Consider the following 13,596-nt stretch of genomic DNA (forward strand, 5'->3'; position numbering starts at 1 on the left):
ATTGCGTATTACGCGATTCGCCGCGCGCGGGCGGACTGCCTCAGCAGTAGTTTCCGCGCCACAGGCAGTCAATCCTGCGGCGCGGTTTTCTATGTGCATGTCACCGGTTAGCATCTGTCTTTGTCCATGTGCGATCACTGTCCGCCGCCCTGATCCCGCAGACTCCGGAAAAGTTCGTCGACTGCTTTTTCGTATCCGGCATATCTGCCGGCCTTTCTGATCTTTTTCACACAGGCGTTTCCATGGCTCCTCTGTATATTGCCGACCGTCGATGTCGTCTCCTTCTCTCCCGCTTTCCCCGGGACGTTCTCACACTCCTCTGCCTGCTCAAACACGCGTTTCATATAGGTCCACAGTTCCTTCATCCGGCACAGAACATTGTGTTCTCCCATCTGTGTCTCCTGATACCCCCGATAGACCTCATCGTGAAAACTGCGCAGACGTTCCCAGTCGCATGTCTGCCGCCCGCCGCTCCCGGGAAGGATGTCTGCCGCCCCTTCCTGTAGACCGGACATTTGCTCCGACCTTCTGATCCCCTCCGGCAGATAAGGGTCTGACAGCAACCCCCGTCCAAGCATCACCCGCTCCAGAGACGGAAACATCCGCACGATCCTCTCATAGTCTCCCGCCTGGAAAATATCCCCGTTGTAGCAGACCGGCCACGGGCTTTCTGCCAAAGCCCTGGCGAAGGCTTCAAGATCCGGCCTGTTCTCATAAAAATCATCACGCACACGGGCATGGACGATCAGCGCTTTCAACGGATAATTCCGGTAGACGGAAAGCAGCCTGTCCCATTCTGACACGTCTGTCATTCCAAGCCTTGTCTTCACGGAGACAGCAATCGGCGTATTCGCAAATACACCGTCCAAAAAAACGTCCAGCCGCTGCGGATCACTCAGCATACCTGCGCCCTTCCCTTTGGCTGTCACCGTTCCCGATGGACAGCCCAGATTGATATTCACTTCCTCATAGCCAAGCGCCTGCAGTTTACGGACAGCCCGCAGGAAGTCTTCACTGCTGTTTGTCAGCACTTGTGGAACAACGAAAATGCCGGCATTGTGCTCCGGCAGAATCTCATTTTTCTCTTTATGACTGAACTCCTTTTCCCTGTGCAGAGAAATAAAAGGGGTATAATATTTGTCGATCTTCCCAAAATGACGGGCATACGCCTGTCGGTAAACATAGGTGGTAATGCCCTCCATCGGCGCCATTTCCAGCTTCATCTCAAGATCCACTCCTCCTGTAAGCTCCGGACTCTAATATCCAAGATAAGCGAGAAGACCTTCACAGCCTTCCGTGATCTGTGCAAACACAGTGCCAAATTCACCTGTATACCAGGGATCGTCAATATCCCCCGGCTGATCGGTATAGTCCAGCATCAGCGACACCTTTTTCGTCAGTGTTTCCCCAAATTCACGCCGTATATTGCGCAGATTGTATCCTTCCATCGCAATCAGATGATCGAAAGTCTCAAAGTCATCTTTTCGCAGTTTTCTGGCCTGCTTCCCGGCACAGGAAATACCATGGCGCGCCAGCTCCTTCCTCGCTGGCGGATAGACCGGATTGCCGATCTCCTCATAACTCGTGGCCGCCGATTCGATCAGAAAATCATCTGCCAGACCGCGCGCAGCAGTCATGTTCTTTAAAATAAATTCTGCCATCGGGGAACGACAGATGTTGCCGTGGCAGACAAATAATATTTTTATCATGTTGCTAAAACCTCCGTGAATGCTGTATTTTCTGCACCTCTTCGTATTTTTTGTTCCTTTCTAAAAACAATCTTTTCCTCATATCTTATCATAAATTATCATAGTTATGTTAGAATTTGATGTATAAAATGATGTAAATTGGTCATTTGTACATCAACTCATTTTCTGTATTTTAATCATTTCTTCTTGTGCAATTTCTAAGTCTATATGGGTGTATGTATTCAGAGTTATCCCTGTATCACTATGTCCCATGATATATTGCAAAGTCTTTGGGTTCATCCCAGACTTTGTCATATTGGTACAGAATGTATGGCGGAACACATAGGGCGTGATATGGGGCAATGTTTTATCCGGGTGCAGCTTCTTGTATTTCTTCATTGCCCAACGCATTTCATTTTCGATATGCAGCTTCATAATCCATTGTTGTGCGTCTCCCTTATCTGGCGATAACCAAACTCTTCTTTCTTGACTAAATTCAGCACAATATTATAGCCTACTTTGGTGTTATAGCGCACACCTTGTTTCAAACTGATGTATCGTTCTAAAAGGGCAAGCACGGTAATCTTTCCGGCAGCATAGTCGATCCCATCATCAAGCTGCTTTTGGATTGTCTTTTCGCTTCTCGGACATTGTCAAACTCCTTTCCGTGATGGAAAGAGTCTTGATATGGCACGTCCATTGTATCATGTCAAGACTGATTTTTACATCACTAAATTCCAAATCGAATACTCTTGCTCAATAAACTGGTCGAACAGCCGGCGTTTGATTAACCGTTTATTACCTACCCACAAAACAAACTGGCAGTTTCTGTCACTGGTAAAGTCACGCAGCTTGTTGATACCGATTCCAGAATAGGCAGCAGCTTCTTCTAAACTCAAATTACTCTTTTCCCAAATGGGGATTTCTTTCATAGGCTCTCCTTTCTGTTCAGCAGCGATTTAAGCTGTTCCATTTTCTCCTTTGCTCTGGCTTTTCTGAAATTCTCCCCGGTAATGCGGACGGGGGTACACATTTCCGTAAGGCGGTCATATATCCGGGCATGGGCGGTGTCCTTCGGGTTCTGCAATTCCTCCAGTGTTAAATTTGTGGTGACTATCAACGGCTTTCTGCTGCGGTATCGTGATATGGTACCCTCAGAAAACTCGGCGTATTCTTCTTCTGTCAAGCGTGTCTTGATTACCCGTTTTCTCTCTGGCAGGGATAACAGGGCGGCGGCAAGCTCCCCATTCGTGAGGATAACTGTCTGACCGCATATCGTTATAGGGTATTCTTCATAAGGTGCTTCAAAATATTTGTCTGATTTGTCTGTTATGCCTAAAGGGTAAAACTTTTATTTTGTGAGGTATTCAAGGGATATTTCTTTTTGCCGCCGTCTGCTTCTGTTGCGTTATTTACTTTTTTCTTTTGTTAAATTTTTCTTTTGCAAAATCATAAGATTCTTGTATCATCACCTTGAAATCCTCAAAAGTCTTATCAGAGGGATTTAAGACGCATACCCAGCCCATCCATGCGTAAACAGGGTGCGGAATAATGGTATCTAAAGCGGTAAAGTCATAATCCATTTTCACAATTTTTCCGGCAGACGGACGTTCAGGAATATACCCAAATTTTTTAATAAATGTCTGTTTTCTTAAACTAATATTTACACGATATACATTATTACGGTTCAGCATAGAGCCTTTATCATTATCGCCGTCTTTTTCTTTAACAGTTAAAACATATACTCCCCGTTTCAGAACTCCGTCAGGGTTATAAAAAATGCCTCTTTCTCCCCAGCTCTCTACCAGTACAACATCTTTTAAGTTAGAAAGACAGTAGGAAAGAATATCATTGGGTGTCATGCTATTTCCTCCAAATGAAACATCATTGTTCCCTCGTCTATCAAAGTGGAACAATATTTTTGAAATTCTGATATTTGTGGTAACTGTTCCAAAGCTGCTTGTGCTGCTTCCATTGATTCTCAGCAAATTATTTCTACCCATTTATTCTGTCTTAAATCTTTTGTTAATGACCTTTTTATAAATCCGGCAATATCTTTTTCAAGAACTTTGCTTAATTTGTGATACAACTGTAAAAAGTGTTCCTCCGTCACTTCCGGGCTTGTTTGAAAAATAACCATTTCAATCACATTTTTACTCATAAAATATTTTCCTTTCGTTTTTAGTGTCATATTGCATTTGATACATGGATAATTTATCATAAAATGGTGACAAGGGCTGTCACCATTTGGGAAGGAGTCTTAAAAATGTCAAAAGCAGAACGGCTTATTGAAATGATGATAACAATAAATGCCAAAAAAGATTTTACAGTAGGCGAATTAGCAAAAGAATTTTCAGTGTCAAAGAGAACAATACTTCGTGATTTACAGGAATTAGAACAGGCTGGCTTCCCACTCTATTCCGAAGTTGGAGCTGCGGGTGGGTATCATATATTGAAAGAGCGTATTTTACCGCCTGTCACTTTTTCAGAAAACGAAGCAAAAGCTATATTCTTTGCTTGTCAAGCATTACAATTTTATCACGATTTACCTTTTGAGCAGGAGACTATATCTGTTTTGAAAAAATTTCTGAATTGCCTACCTTTGGATATCCAAAACAGTATCACGCAGATTCAAAATAAAGTTGTATTTTGGATTCCAGATAGGCATTGTAATTCTCCATTTCTTAAATCAATGTTTCATGTTATCATAAACCGTCATTCAGCTACAATACGATATTCGTCAACACATTCTGAAAGTGTACGCACGATTATACCTATTGGGTTATATGCTATGAATGGACTTTGGTATTGTCCTGCATATTGTACAGCGGTAAATCAAATCAGAGAATTTCGTATTGACCGTATCAAGGAGATTATAGAGGAAAAGCCCTATCCTAAAGGAGAATATCCCATTCCTGCGTCCATTCAAGAGTATCTTGAAAAATTAGAAGCTGGAAATGATTACCATATAAAAATTCAACTGACAGACATAGGTGCTAAACGCTGCGAGAGTGAATTTTTATTAGCAAGGGGATTAAAGCTATTCCCAACAGGTGGCGGAATAATTGACATGGAAATTCGTCATGCAACATTGGAATGGGTTGCCGATTATTTCCTGTCATTTGGGAACAATGCAACTGTATTAGAGCCAATAGAGCTGATAGAGCTGATGAAACAAAAAATATGCGAATTACATCAGCATTATTGCAAATAAAATAAAAAATATTGATGTATGAATGAAGGGGATTCCGTAGTAGTCGGCATTGTGGGAATGTGTATAACTGACGGTCTATCTCTTGTTTTCGGTTGCTTGCTTCTTTACCGTACATGAGCATTCGCACAAGGTACATAATCTTATTAAAAGCGGCAGCCTTTTTCATAAAAAGAAGCTGCCGCTTAATCATCCTTTTCAGAATCTATTTTATATTGGAAATTGTCATTTCAAGGCTCTTTCAAAAATGGTGTAGTGGTGGTGTAGTAAATGCCTTTCCGCTTTGTGAAACCATTGATTTTACTGACTTCTCTAGGACTTTTCAAGATACTGCCGTGGCAGATGAAAAGTATCTTAATCATAATAAAAATTCCTCCGGCAAATGTTCCATAAGCTATACCCCAACCAACATAATAAGATATTTTATCTTTCTTAATGTCTTTTTTATAATGCCACCTTCTCTCTTAAAATACGAAACCATCCCGTTCTTAATCTGCTGGAAACCCAAAATCCTGTCCCACCTGCCCGGAAGCGTGCTTCCATAGGGTTATATGCTTTTTTGCCTGTGTACCTTCTTTCTGATAAGCATAGAAATCATCATAGCCACTATTTCTAAAACAAGATAGACTACCGCATACAGGATAAAGGCCGTTTCTCCCATATCAAAGAATATCCATGTACCAGTCAAAAACAGCACAGCTGAAATAATCGGAACATTCCACAGATGCTTCACATCTTTTCCCGCAAATGCTCCGATTATCACGGAATAGAGTGGGTTGACTGCAAAAAACAAAAGAAAGCATACCATCATTCCTGCATCACCATTTACAAAAGTGACCGCAACCCACGGTAATACCAACATGACTACCATCGAGGCCGCCACCCATAAAATAATGTCCTTTTTCATGTTGTCCTCCTCAAAAGTCTGGTTCTTTATCCCTTTAATCTGCCGGAACACCGGGAATACCTGCCCTGCCTTGTCAGGCTGTGGCTTATTGGGGATATGCGTCTATTGGATTCTATTTCCTGTTCATAAAATCCCAATATGCCCGCATACTGTACTGGTAATATGCCGCAGCCTTCTTCTGGCTCAGCAGCTTCATATCGCTGATCTGCTTTTGGAACATATCCATAAAATCTGTCCTGTCACTCAATCCCATCATTCCTGTTTCAGGTGGTAATGATGTAAGCCCTCCATTCTTATCCACTCCCATATAGGATTCCAATGCCGTCATTTCCACTAATGAAGCATTCCGGGGATTTATCTTGTTGATATGTATAGTCTGCTCAAATTCATTCCCATTCTCATCAACACCTTTTGCAATCACAGTCGGGTCATCCTCTGTTGAACCTTCCGCATATTTGATGTAGAAAGACAGCCCTGTCCCATTACCACCAGAGTACAACATATCTTCCGTTTTCATATAGACAATAGACGTATGTGGCTTTGCACCTGCCACATTGTTCACCTGCGCCGCAAAACTCTTTCCAGCCGTATTCTGCTGTGTTTTTCTTGCTCCCTGCCATGCCGGATATCCTGTTGTTCCTATTCCATTTACGCTCATTTTTCAAATCCTCCATTTTCATCAATTATTTTAATGGCAGCCCATCTGCCAATATGCCTACCGCCGTTCCCTTTTTGTAGCCAAAGCTCTTAAAAGCCGCCAAAAACTTTTCTCTTGTCTGCTCCATGATTGACACTGCCAAATCCCGATACTCTGTATCGAAAAATTCAACCCTGTCTTGTGTTTTTCCTTCATTTTGGGAAACGCTTCTATTGAGAAACCATGAACTGTTTGGATTTTCAAAGGCTCTGTTTGTCTGCTGACAGGCAATATATCCTTCCAAATTTGCCAGGCGCATCTTAAAAGCCTCATCCAATCCGGCCAAGTCTTCGTCAATCGTCAGCGACCGTTTTCCCGTAAGTCCATAGGAAACTTCACGTTCTCCATTTTCATGTTCTTTCACGATTTCATCATAACGGGCCTCATATGTATCCATGATTGATTTCATTACATCTTCCACATTATAGTTTCCATCTTTTAATGTCTGGCTGCTGATTCCCCTCATTGCTGTATAATGTTCCCATGCGACCTCATTTGTATTTTGGATTGTGAGTTCCCTTGCATTGACATAATCCGAATCAGGTTCAAATTTATTTACCATTTCCCGCAGCATATTTCTCCCCTCATCAGAAATAGAGAGATTAACTGGACATTCCGTCACTTTCCTGCCTGCATCCGCAGCAGATGCCTTTTTCTGCACATGATTTATAGCAGCCTCCATATAACAATAATTACTTTCAATTCCATTAACGAACATTTTCAAATATCCTCCATTATTCTTGATATAACCACCCTTTGTCGTTCAGAGCCGCTCCCACCCTCTTGTAATAAATCTGAGCAGTCCCCCTCCGGTCAGGGGTACTTATTTTTTCGCCTCTGCCAGAAAAAATTTACGCCTTTAAATCAAAGCCAGTCACTGTCGGTGCTGTAGACATGGCATTATTACCCATACCGATTTTACTTATCAAATTCTCTGTAACTTTTCCCATATCTGTTCCCATTACAGTAATATCATACTTCCTGCCGTCTTTCTTTTCTTCCGGCTTCTCCTGCTCTGCCGTCTTTTCTTTATTCTTTTCAAGCAGCTTTTCCCATTCCTCTTTGCGTTCTTTGTTTCTGGCCCTCGCCTCCTCAACCATTCTCTTAGATTCCTCTGTGCCGGGGTCAGCTTCAAAAACACCTACGCACTTTGTCGTAATACAGTCCGGCATTTGAGAGAGCGTATCCTCCAGCCATTCAGCCGTTTGGGATTAGATGCCGCCTTTACTTCAAAATGCCCGCCGCCTCATATGGCACATCCACAACTTCCTGCATCCTTTTTTCTCCTGCTCCTTTTTTATCTGCGCCTCCGTCCATTTTTTCTGCTCTGTCCTGCGCTCCCAGAAACTGTCTTTTGCCCTGCCGTCAAACAGGCCTTTCCCGCTTCCGTTCTGGTATCCTGCGCTCCACATCTCTGCATGGCACTCCTCTTTTGTTGCTCCGTAACAGATGGTGGAATAAGCCCCTCCACAGACGCCTGACCATCTGTCCGGCTGCGCCCATCCTGTCCGCAGGTCATTCAGCACCCACGCCTCATACTCCGGGTCATTTTTCATCGCCTCAAACCCCGCTTCTGAAATATGGATAGAAATGTTCTCCGACATACGGGTCGGGTGCATGGGAATCTGTGAAATCTTTTCATGGATATACTGCTTATACTCATCCATTGTCATGTCCTTTGCCGTAACAGCCCCCGCCTTTCCCGTTTCTGATACATTCTGGCTCTTTTCTGCCACCCTGTCACAAAAAGACGGGCTTTCAGTCTTGCCGCCCTTTGCTTCATTGTTTTTCAAGAAATTACCGTACGCCCTTGTCATGTAGTTTACATTGATTGTGTTATTCATGGTTGCTCCTTTCCTGAAACAGCGTTCCCTGTCCTGACAGACATCTCAAACGCCTCCATACTCTCGTCCATCCTGGCAATATACTGCTCCATTTCCTCATAACTGCCGCTCCTGCCAGTCCCTTTATGTCTGTGAAATGGTTTATCATCTCATGCTTCATCCGGCTTTTCTTTTTATATCGTAAAAAACAGCATATTGTCTAACGCAAATAGCATGAATAGCAGATTTGACATCATGAATTCTTTTCCTGCCATCACATCAAAACGACAAATACAATTTATCCATTCGTCCGATATAGGGGCGGATGCCCTACAAGGCGGCACAAACACAAATCGCCGTGTAAGCATATTACCTCTTATTTCCCCGCTTTCCAGGTGATTTTCGTTATCAGGCTGCCCTGCTCTGCCTGGGAAAAAGCAGACCGCCGCATATGGCGGATGAAGTCCATAGTGCGGCGGTTAGCTTTTGTGCATCTCTCCTCATTTAATTTTTCATAGCATAAGCCTGTCTATACCGTTTCGTAGGAAACCAGTTCTTCTGCCGGGATGCGTGTCTGTAAATGGCGCTCCGGGTCAGCCGCTTCCTCATCTGAATATCCGACTGCAAGGATATTGACCGGCTCCAGATTATCCGGCAGCCCGAACTCCCTGCGTATCACATCCGGCTTGAAATAGCATATCCACACGGATCCAAGACCTGATTCCGTTGCCTGCAGCATCATGTGGTCTGTCAGTATGGATGCGTCTATATCGGTGGTCTGTTTTTTATCAAACGGGCGCACCCATGCCTTTCCGTGGTCAGCACAGACGATGACCGCCAGCGGCGCTCCGTAAAGGTTCGCCCCTTTCCCTATCTTCGCAAGCCCCTCACTGCTCTGGACGACGATCAGGCGGACGGGCTGGAGATTGGCTGCTGTCGGCGCAACATGCGCAGCCTCCAGAATCTTTTGCAGCTTTTCCTCCTCCACTTTCTTGTCCTTATAGCTCCGGACGGAATAACGCTTCTTTGCAATTTCGATAAAATCCATAGTGGCAAATCCTCTCTTTCCATTGTATACTGAACGTGTTAATAAACCGTTGTCCCTATTTTAGCAGGACACGAAAATTCCGCAAGAATGCACTTTTTGGGTAGATACTTCCCAAAAGGGTAGTTATTAAAAGTTGGAGGTACATCATGGAATATTCAAAAGACCAGTTCAACTGCCCGGTTGAAGCCACGCTGTTTTTGATTGGCGGGAAATACAAGCCGCTCATCCTCTGGTATCTGATAGAAAAACCGCTCCACTATATGGAACTGCAGCGCATGATCCCCAAGGCAACGCCGAAGATGCTGTCACAGCAGCTACACGATCTGGAGGAATGTGGGATGCTGCATCGGGAGGTCATCCCGGACAAGCCGCCCAGGACGCTGTACTCCCTCACCCCATTTGGACGCAGCGTCATCCCCGTGCTGGATGCCATGTGCGATTGGGGTGCAGGCTTTTTGGACAGGTTAGACATCCAACCGCCGTGCTGTACAAAAAAATCAGCAGGAGAACCTTGACTGGCTTTCCTGCTGTTCTTTTCATATCTGTATATCCGGCTCCAATGAGAAAACCCCGTTTTCAAATACAAGCCGGGAAACTGATGCGTTCTTTACCTTCCCAAATTTGCCTGACTGCTCCGGTGCAAATAAATGGATTATTGTCTTTATAGCAAAGGCATGGGTTACTATCAGAATATTGCTGCTTTCCCCCATTCCATGCCTTTGGGCAGTATCCATGAATGCAGCTTTCAGGCGTTCTTCTATTGCCTGGAATGGCTCCGCCATTCCTGTCGTATCATGTTCATAAAGGACATCCGCAACATCGGGGAGCCGCTGATTCAGCTCTGCAAAAGACGCTCCTCCCAGCCAGTCCGATACATTCTTTATGAAAACCGCATTATTCTCCGCCTCCATACACCCCAGGCACCATTCCCGAAGCCTTACGTCCCTTTCTATTGGCACACCCTTCTTTCCGTTTGCTTCCAGAATCAGTTCTGCCGTCTGTATGGCACGGAGCATATCGCTGGTATAAACCGCATCAAAATCAATTCCCTTTAGTTTCTGCCCTATGTCAGCCACCATCTGCTTTCCTGCTTCGGTGAGCGGTGAATCAGCCCATCCCTGCGCCCGGTCTAAGCTGTTCAAAAGCGTCTGACCATGCCTGACTATGTAAAAACGAACCATACCCGTACCTCCGCTAACAGTATAAGGAATCGTCACCGAAAATTGAAGTGAACCCCTTTTGTTAGACAAAAATAAATGTCTAATGAAAGGGGTTCACTTCAGGCCTGGGGGCGGTTACTTTTTTGTGTTTATGTATGCTATCAGGATCGACACGATGATTCCAAGAATCATCAGAACAACCGTCAGCAGTTCATAGTCACTCATAAGCAATCCCTCCTTTCCCGGTTTTACCCGTTGTCGGAGGGATAGTCCCTCCGCGAAGAAGGACTGACCGCCTACCCGTTATGGTAGTACCCCATGTGAATACATTATCAAAAAGAGTCGGACACTACAAGCGATTTTCCGGCTTTTTTCTTTTTCCGCTTACTATCCCGCCAAAACAGAGGTAAGCTACGACACCACGGAAGCAGGGATTGGATTGAAAAAAGATTCTGCATTGTACCAGCTCATGGACACCCGCATGAACGGAGTCATGAATGGCATCGTAAGCAGTGATGGGGAATACCAGGCGATTCTCAGAAAGTCGGACATATACTCCGGCGAACTGGAAAGGATGGAGCTGCCGAAAGAAATCCGGCTGCTGATCGACCGCTACGTCAACGAGCAGAACGCGCTCGGCTCGCGGTTTGGGATGCTCGCCTACCTGCTTGGGTTTTCCGACTGCAAGTACAAGTAATAAAAACCGCTTAAAATGATTCATGTAAATATTCCCTTTCTGCCGGATCGCCGGGGATGCCTCCCCCCCCACCTTATCAGAGGCCGCTGAAACGCCGGGGGGGGAGCCTACCCAGCCTTGTTAGACTGTGGATTATCGGGGATATACAGCCGTAGCTTCATTTCCTTACTATGCCTTTGCGTCAAAGCTATTCTGCGGATTTTTCACACTCACTGCTTCTTCACCCGTCAACGGAATGCCCCTCTTTGCATTTCCCCATGCCTCGTTATAAATCATGCACATTTCCGTCTGTCTGGACGCCTCCGCATTGGTGGTATACATCGTCCACCCATTGTTGGAATAAGTCGCCACCATCTCACCGTTCTTATCATAAAACTCTATGTAATCGCTGTTGCCTGACGGCAGTTTCTGATATTTCACTTTCCCTTCAAGCAGCGTCGCCACAAAATCTATCGGTTTCAGCACAGTCTGCCTGTTTCTGGAAACAGCTTTCAAGCCGGAAGTGATAATCCCCTTTCTATCCGGAGACACTTCCGATGTGTAGCTTTTCATCAGCCTGTTAAACCCTTCGGATTTATTCTGGAACTATCCTTTTGCAAAATCCTCATATGCCTGTTCCCTAATCTGCTTCCGATATTCTTCATCACTGACACCGCTTTTCTTTTTGGAGAAAACATATTTGTCATTGAAGTCCGGCAGATGGATACCTCCAATACTTCCTGTTCCTGAAAAATATCTGTTCTGCAATGAACCATTGAACGAACTTACCTGCATTATTCCACCCTCTCCTGTAGGTCTATTATTCTGTTTCTGCGGAGCCTATAAAACCTTCTTGAATTGATATTTATACATATCGGAATACATATTTCCAGTGGACTGTGGTGTAAACCGGCCATCCAATGCGCCCATATCCACCGCAAAACCGCTGTCCGCCACGGAGAACGCCCCATCCTTGAACTGGAACTGTGAAGTGAAATCGGGAATTCCCAAGTCTCCGCTTATCCTGAACTTCCCTATGATATCCACCAGCGCATCCTTCATCCGTTCTATCCTGGCATTGTCCTTTGTCTTGTTGATCAGATCAGCCGCCTTGTCCGGCAGCCCTCCAATCTTCCCATCGGGCGTCAGATAAAGATTTTCTAAGGAAATGTCCTCCCCCGTAACCCCTTTCAGGTAGCGCCGGACTTCCTGTATGTCCGTGGCATATCGGTATGTGCCACCGGACAGGTCTCCCACGCTGTCCGCAATCCCTATGTAATACTGGTACATCCGGTCACCGTACTTTTCATCTATCAGCTTCTGCACCTGTTCCCGGACACCCTCGTCCTCTATCCCGTCCACGGACACATCCCCGCTGCTCCCAATCCTTACGCGCATACCCTCTATGTCGTCACGGGAAATGCCCATGCCTTCCAGATCCTTTACGAAATCATCTGAAAAGCTGTTTTTCAGCTCCGCTTTAATCTGCGCCTTTTCCATGTCTTTCAGGTTGGCAAAAATCTTCACATACTCCAGTTCCGCATCATTTAAGTCCTTCCCCTCCGCCATGTCCTGCAGCAGTTCATCCACGGTGCGCCCGCCCTTATACTTCTTTTCTTCCGGCAGGCTGTCAAACTGTTTCTGGTGGAGAAGCTCCAGTTCTTTTATATAATTCTGCTCCGTCTCCTTTAAGACGGCATTATACTGATCAAGATATTCCCGCCAGTTTTCATCTTTCTGACTGTATGCCCCGTGAAGGTTCCCATATGCTTCCCTGATGGCATCAGTCTTTTCATGCTCCTTGTTTTCAGAAACATGGAAACTGATCTTGTAATAATCATCCGGGGAAACCTCCTCCCCGTTTCCGTTTTCTACCTTGAGGCAGTATTTACTGGTATTGATATCCCAATTAGGGACGGTCAGCTTCTTCCGCCCCTCTCCGTCCCACTCTGCCTTCCCCACCTGATTGCCGTATTCGTCATACAGGGTAAGGTCGTAATCACAGCCCTCTGGCATATCAATGTAAGCTTCAACACCAAAGTAATTCCGTTGGAAGTTCATAAATGGGATGGAAAAGTTATAGAAATCCACATCCTTATCATCGCTGAGATTCCCTTTCAGGCTGCTGGTCTCGTCCTTGATCAGAAAGTTCAAGTCCAGGAATGCGCTGCCTTTGTCCTTATCGGAAACCTCATAAGTGGTATGCTGCCTGCGGTAAGTGTTATTGCTGGTGAGGGTGCAGGTGTCCTCCCGCAGCTCCATGTTCCTGCACATCTTCCCGTCAAAAAACGCCTCTGTCTCTTTTCCCGTCATGAAGTATACCGGCTTGTTCCTGAAAGCCGCTCCATATGCGGAACCTGCATCATTTACTGAATTAACTCCCATT

General features: G+C 45.1%; 20 protein-coding genes and 2 pseudogenes. 3 read left to right on the forward strand and 19 right to left on the reverse strand.

Translation table 11 applies throughout. The features are described from left to right. Positions 1-134: 134 nt before the first annotated feature. The 8 genes and pseudogenes from V1224_12300 to V1224_12335 all read right to left on the reverse strand — a co-directional run bounded on the left by V1224_12300 (position 135) and on the right by V1224_12335 (position 3,849). The gene (locus V1224_12300) at positions 135-1,223 is read right to left on the reverse strand and encodes a tRNA-dihydrouridine synthase family protein (GenBank protein WWR15247.1); all 1,089 of its coding nucleotides are present in this window, start codon (positions 1,221-1,223) and stop codon (positions 135-137) included. Between the two features lie 33 nt (positions 1,224-1,256). After that, complete coding sequence (locus V1224_12305; GenBank protein WWR15248.1) at positions 1,257-1,709, reverse strand: low molecular weight protein-tyrosine-phosphatase; 453 nt, start codon at positions 1,707-1,709, stop codon at positions 1,257-1,259. A 153-nt stretch (positions 1,710-1,862) separates the two neighbouring features. Next, complete coding sequence (locus V1224_12310; protein ID WWR15249.1) at positions 1,863-2,123, reverse strand: tyrosine-type recombinase/integrase; 261 nt, start codon at positions 2,121-2,123, stop codon at positions 1,863-1,865. 287 nt (positions 2,124-2,410) lie between these two features. Beyond that, complete coding sequence (locus tag V1224_12315) at positions 2,411-2,620, reverse strand: excisionase (protein ID WWR15250.1); 210 nt, start codon at positions 2,618-2,620, stop codon at positions 2,411-2,413. Further along, positions 2,617-2,832: pseudogene (locus V1224_12320) on the reverse strand (ATP-binding protein). Before V1224_12320 ends, V1224_12315 begins: the two are co-directional and overlap by 4 nt. A gap of 51 nt (positions 2,833-2,883) precedes the next feature. Continuing rightward, positions 2,884-3,096: pseudogene (locus V1224_12325) on the reverse strand (sigma-70 family RNA polymerase sigma factor). Positions 3,097-3,100: 4 nt separating this feature from the next. Next, on the reverse strand, positions 3,101-3,550 hold the full coding sequence (locus V1224_12330) for a DUF6194 family protein (protein ID WWR17483.1): 450 nt from the start codon (positions 3,548-3,550) through the stop codon (positions 3,101-3,103). A gap of 119 nt (positions 3,551-3,669) precedes the next feature. Beyond that, on the reverse strand, positions 3,670-3,849 hold the full coding sequence (locus V1224_12335; GenBank protein ID WWR15251.1) for a hypothetical protein: 180 nt from the start codon (positions 3,847-3,849) through the stop codon (positions 3,670-3,672). Between the two features lie 105 nt (positions 3,850-3,954). Here V1224_12335 and V1224_12340 point away from each other — a divergent pair, with 105 nt between their 5' ends. Next, a complete protein-coding gene (locus V1224_12340) occupies positions 3,955-4,902 on the forward strand; it encodes a YafY family protein (protein ID WWR15252.1) in 948 nt (315 codons plus the stop codon). A 544-nt stretch (positions 4,903-5,446) separates the two neighbouring features. Here V1224_12340 and V1224_12345 read toward each other — a convergent pair. From V1224_12345 to V1224_12375, 7 genes are all read right to left on the reverse strand, one after another. After that, the gene (locus V1224_12345) at positions 5,447-5,806 is read right to left on the reverse strand and encodes a hypothetical protein (GenBank protein WWR15253.1); all 360 of its coding nucleotides are present in this window, start codon (positions 5,804-5,806) and stop codon (positions 5,447-5,449) included. A gap of 112 nt (positions 5,807-5,918) precedes the next feature. Next, positions 5,919-6,464 carry a hypothetical protein gene (locus V1224_12350; GenBank protein ID WWR15254.1) on the reverse strand — a complete coding sequence of 182 codons (546 nt, stop codon included), beginning with the start codon at positions 6,462-6,464 and terminating at the stop codon, positions 5,919-5,921. A 25-nt stretch (positions 6,465-6,489) separates the two neighbouring features. Further along, positions 6,490-7,221 (reverse strand): hypothetical protein, encoded by a 732-nt coding sequence (locus tag V1224_12355; GenBank protein WWR15255.1) that lies wholly within the window; start codon positions 7,219-7,221, stop codon positions 6,490-6,492. 133 nt (positions 7,222-7,354) lie between these two features. After that, on the reverse strand, positions 7,355-7,675 hold the full coding sequence (locus tag V1224_12360) for a hypothetical protein (protein WWR15256.1): 321 nt from the start codon (positions 7,673-7,675) through the stop codon (positions 7,355-7,357). 57 nt (positions 7,676-7,732) lie between these two features. Beyond that, positions 7,733-8,347: a hypothetical protein gene (locus tag V1224_12365; GenBank protein ID WWR15257.1), complete on the reverse strand. Its 615-nt coding sequence runs from the start codon at positions 8,345-8,347 to the stop codon at positions 7,733-7,735. Further along, positions 8,340-8,507: a hypothetical protein gene (locus tag V1224_12370; GenBank protein ID WWR15258.1), complete on the reverse strand. Its 168-nt coding sequence runs from the start codon at positions 8,505-8,507 to the stop codon at positions 8,340-8,342. Before V1224_12370 ends, V1224_12365 begins: the two co-directional genes overlap by 8 nt. 348 nt (positions 8,508-8,855) lie before the next feature. Then, on the reverse strand, positions 8,856-9,374 hold the full coding sequence (locus V1224_12375; GenBank protein WWR15259.1) for a nitroreductase family protein: 519 nt from the start codon (positions 9,372-9,374) through the stop codon (positions 8,856-8,858). Between the two features lie 146 nt (positions 9,375-9,520). Here V1224_12375 and V1224_12380 point away from each other — a divergent pair, with 146 nt between their 5' ends. Then, positions 9,521-9,889 carry a helix-turn-helix domain-containing protein gene (locus V1224_12380; protein WWR15260.1) on the forward strand — a complete coding sequence of 123 codons (369 nt, stop codon included), beginning with the start codon at positions 9,521-9,523 and terminating at the stop codon, positions 9,887-9,889. A 21-nt stretch (positions 9,890-9,910) separates the two neighbouring features. Here V1224_12380 and V1224_12385 read toward each other — a convergent pair whose 3' ends face one another. Then, positions 9,911-10,555, reverse strand: coding sequence for a histidine phosphatase family protein (locus V1224_12385; protein WWR15261.1), 645 nt, complete (start codon positions 10,553-10,555; stop codon positions 9,911-9,913). A gap of 418 nt (positions 10,556-10,973) precedes the next feature. Between V1224_12385 and V1224_12390 the strand changes: the two genes are divergently transcribed. Further along, positions 10,974-11,231 (forward strand): hypothetical protein, encoded by a 258-nt coding sequence (locus V1224_12390; protein WWR15262.1) that lies wholly within the window; start codon positions 10,974-10,976, stop codon positions 11,229-11,231. Between the two features lie 168 nt (positions 11,232-11,399). Here the strand turns inward: V1224_12390 and V1224_12395 are convergent, their stop codons facing one another. The 3 genes from V1224_12395 to V1224_12405 are packed head-to-tail and all read right to left on the reverse strand — an operon-like array spanning position 11,400 to position 13,595. After that, a complete protein-coding gene (locus tag V1224_12395; GenBank protein WWR15263.1) occupies positions 11,400-11,783 on the reverse strand; it encodes a hypothetical protein in 384 nt (127 codons plus the stop codon). 33 nt (positions 11,784-11,816) lie between these two features. After that, on the reverse strand, positions 11,817-12,005 hold the full coding sequence (locus V1224_12400) for a hypothetical protein (GenBank protein WWR15264.1): 189 nt from the start codon (positions 12,003-12,005) through the stop codon (positions 11,817-11,819). A 45-nt stretch (positions 12,006-12,050) separates the two neighbouring features. Next, positions 12,051-13,595, reverse strand: a complete 1,545-nt coding sequence (locus V1224_12405; GenBank protein WWR15265.1) for a hypothetical protein — start codon at positions 13,593-13,595, stop codon at positions 12,051-12,053. Position 13,596 lies beyond the last annotated feature (1 nt).

Source organism: Lachnospiraceae bacterium JLR.KK008 (assembly GCA_037015955.1).
Classification (GTDB): Bacteria; Bacillota; Clostridia; order Lachnospirales; family Lachnospiraceae; genus VSOB01.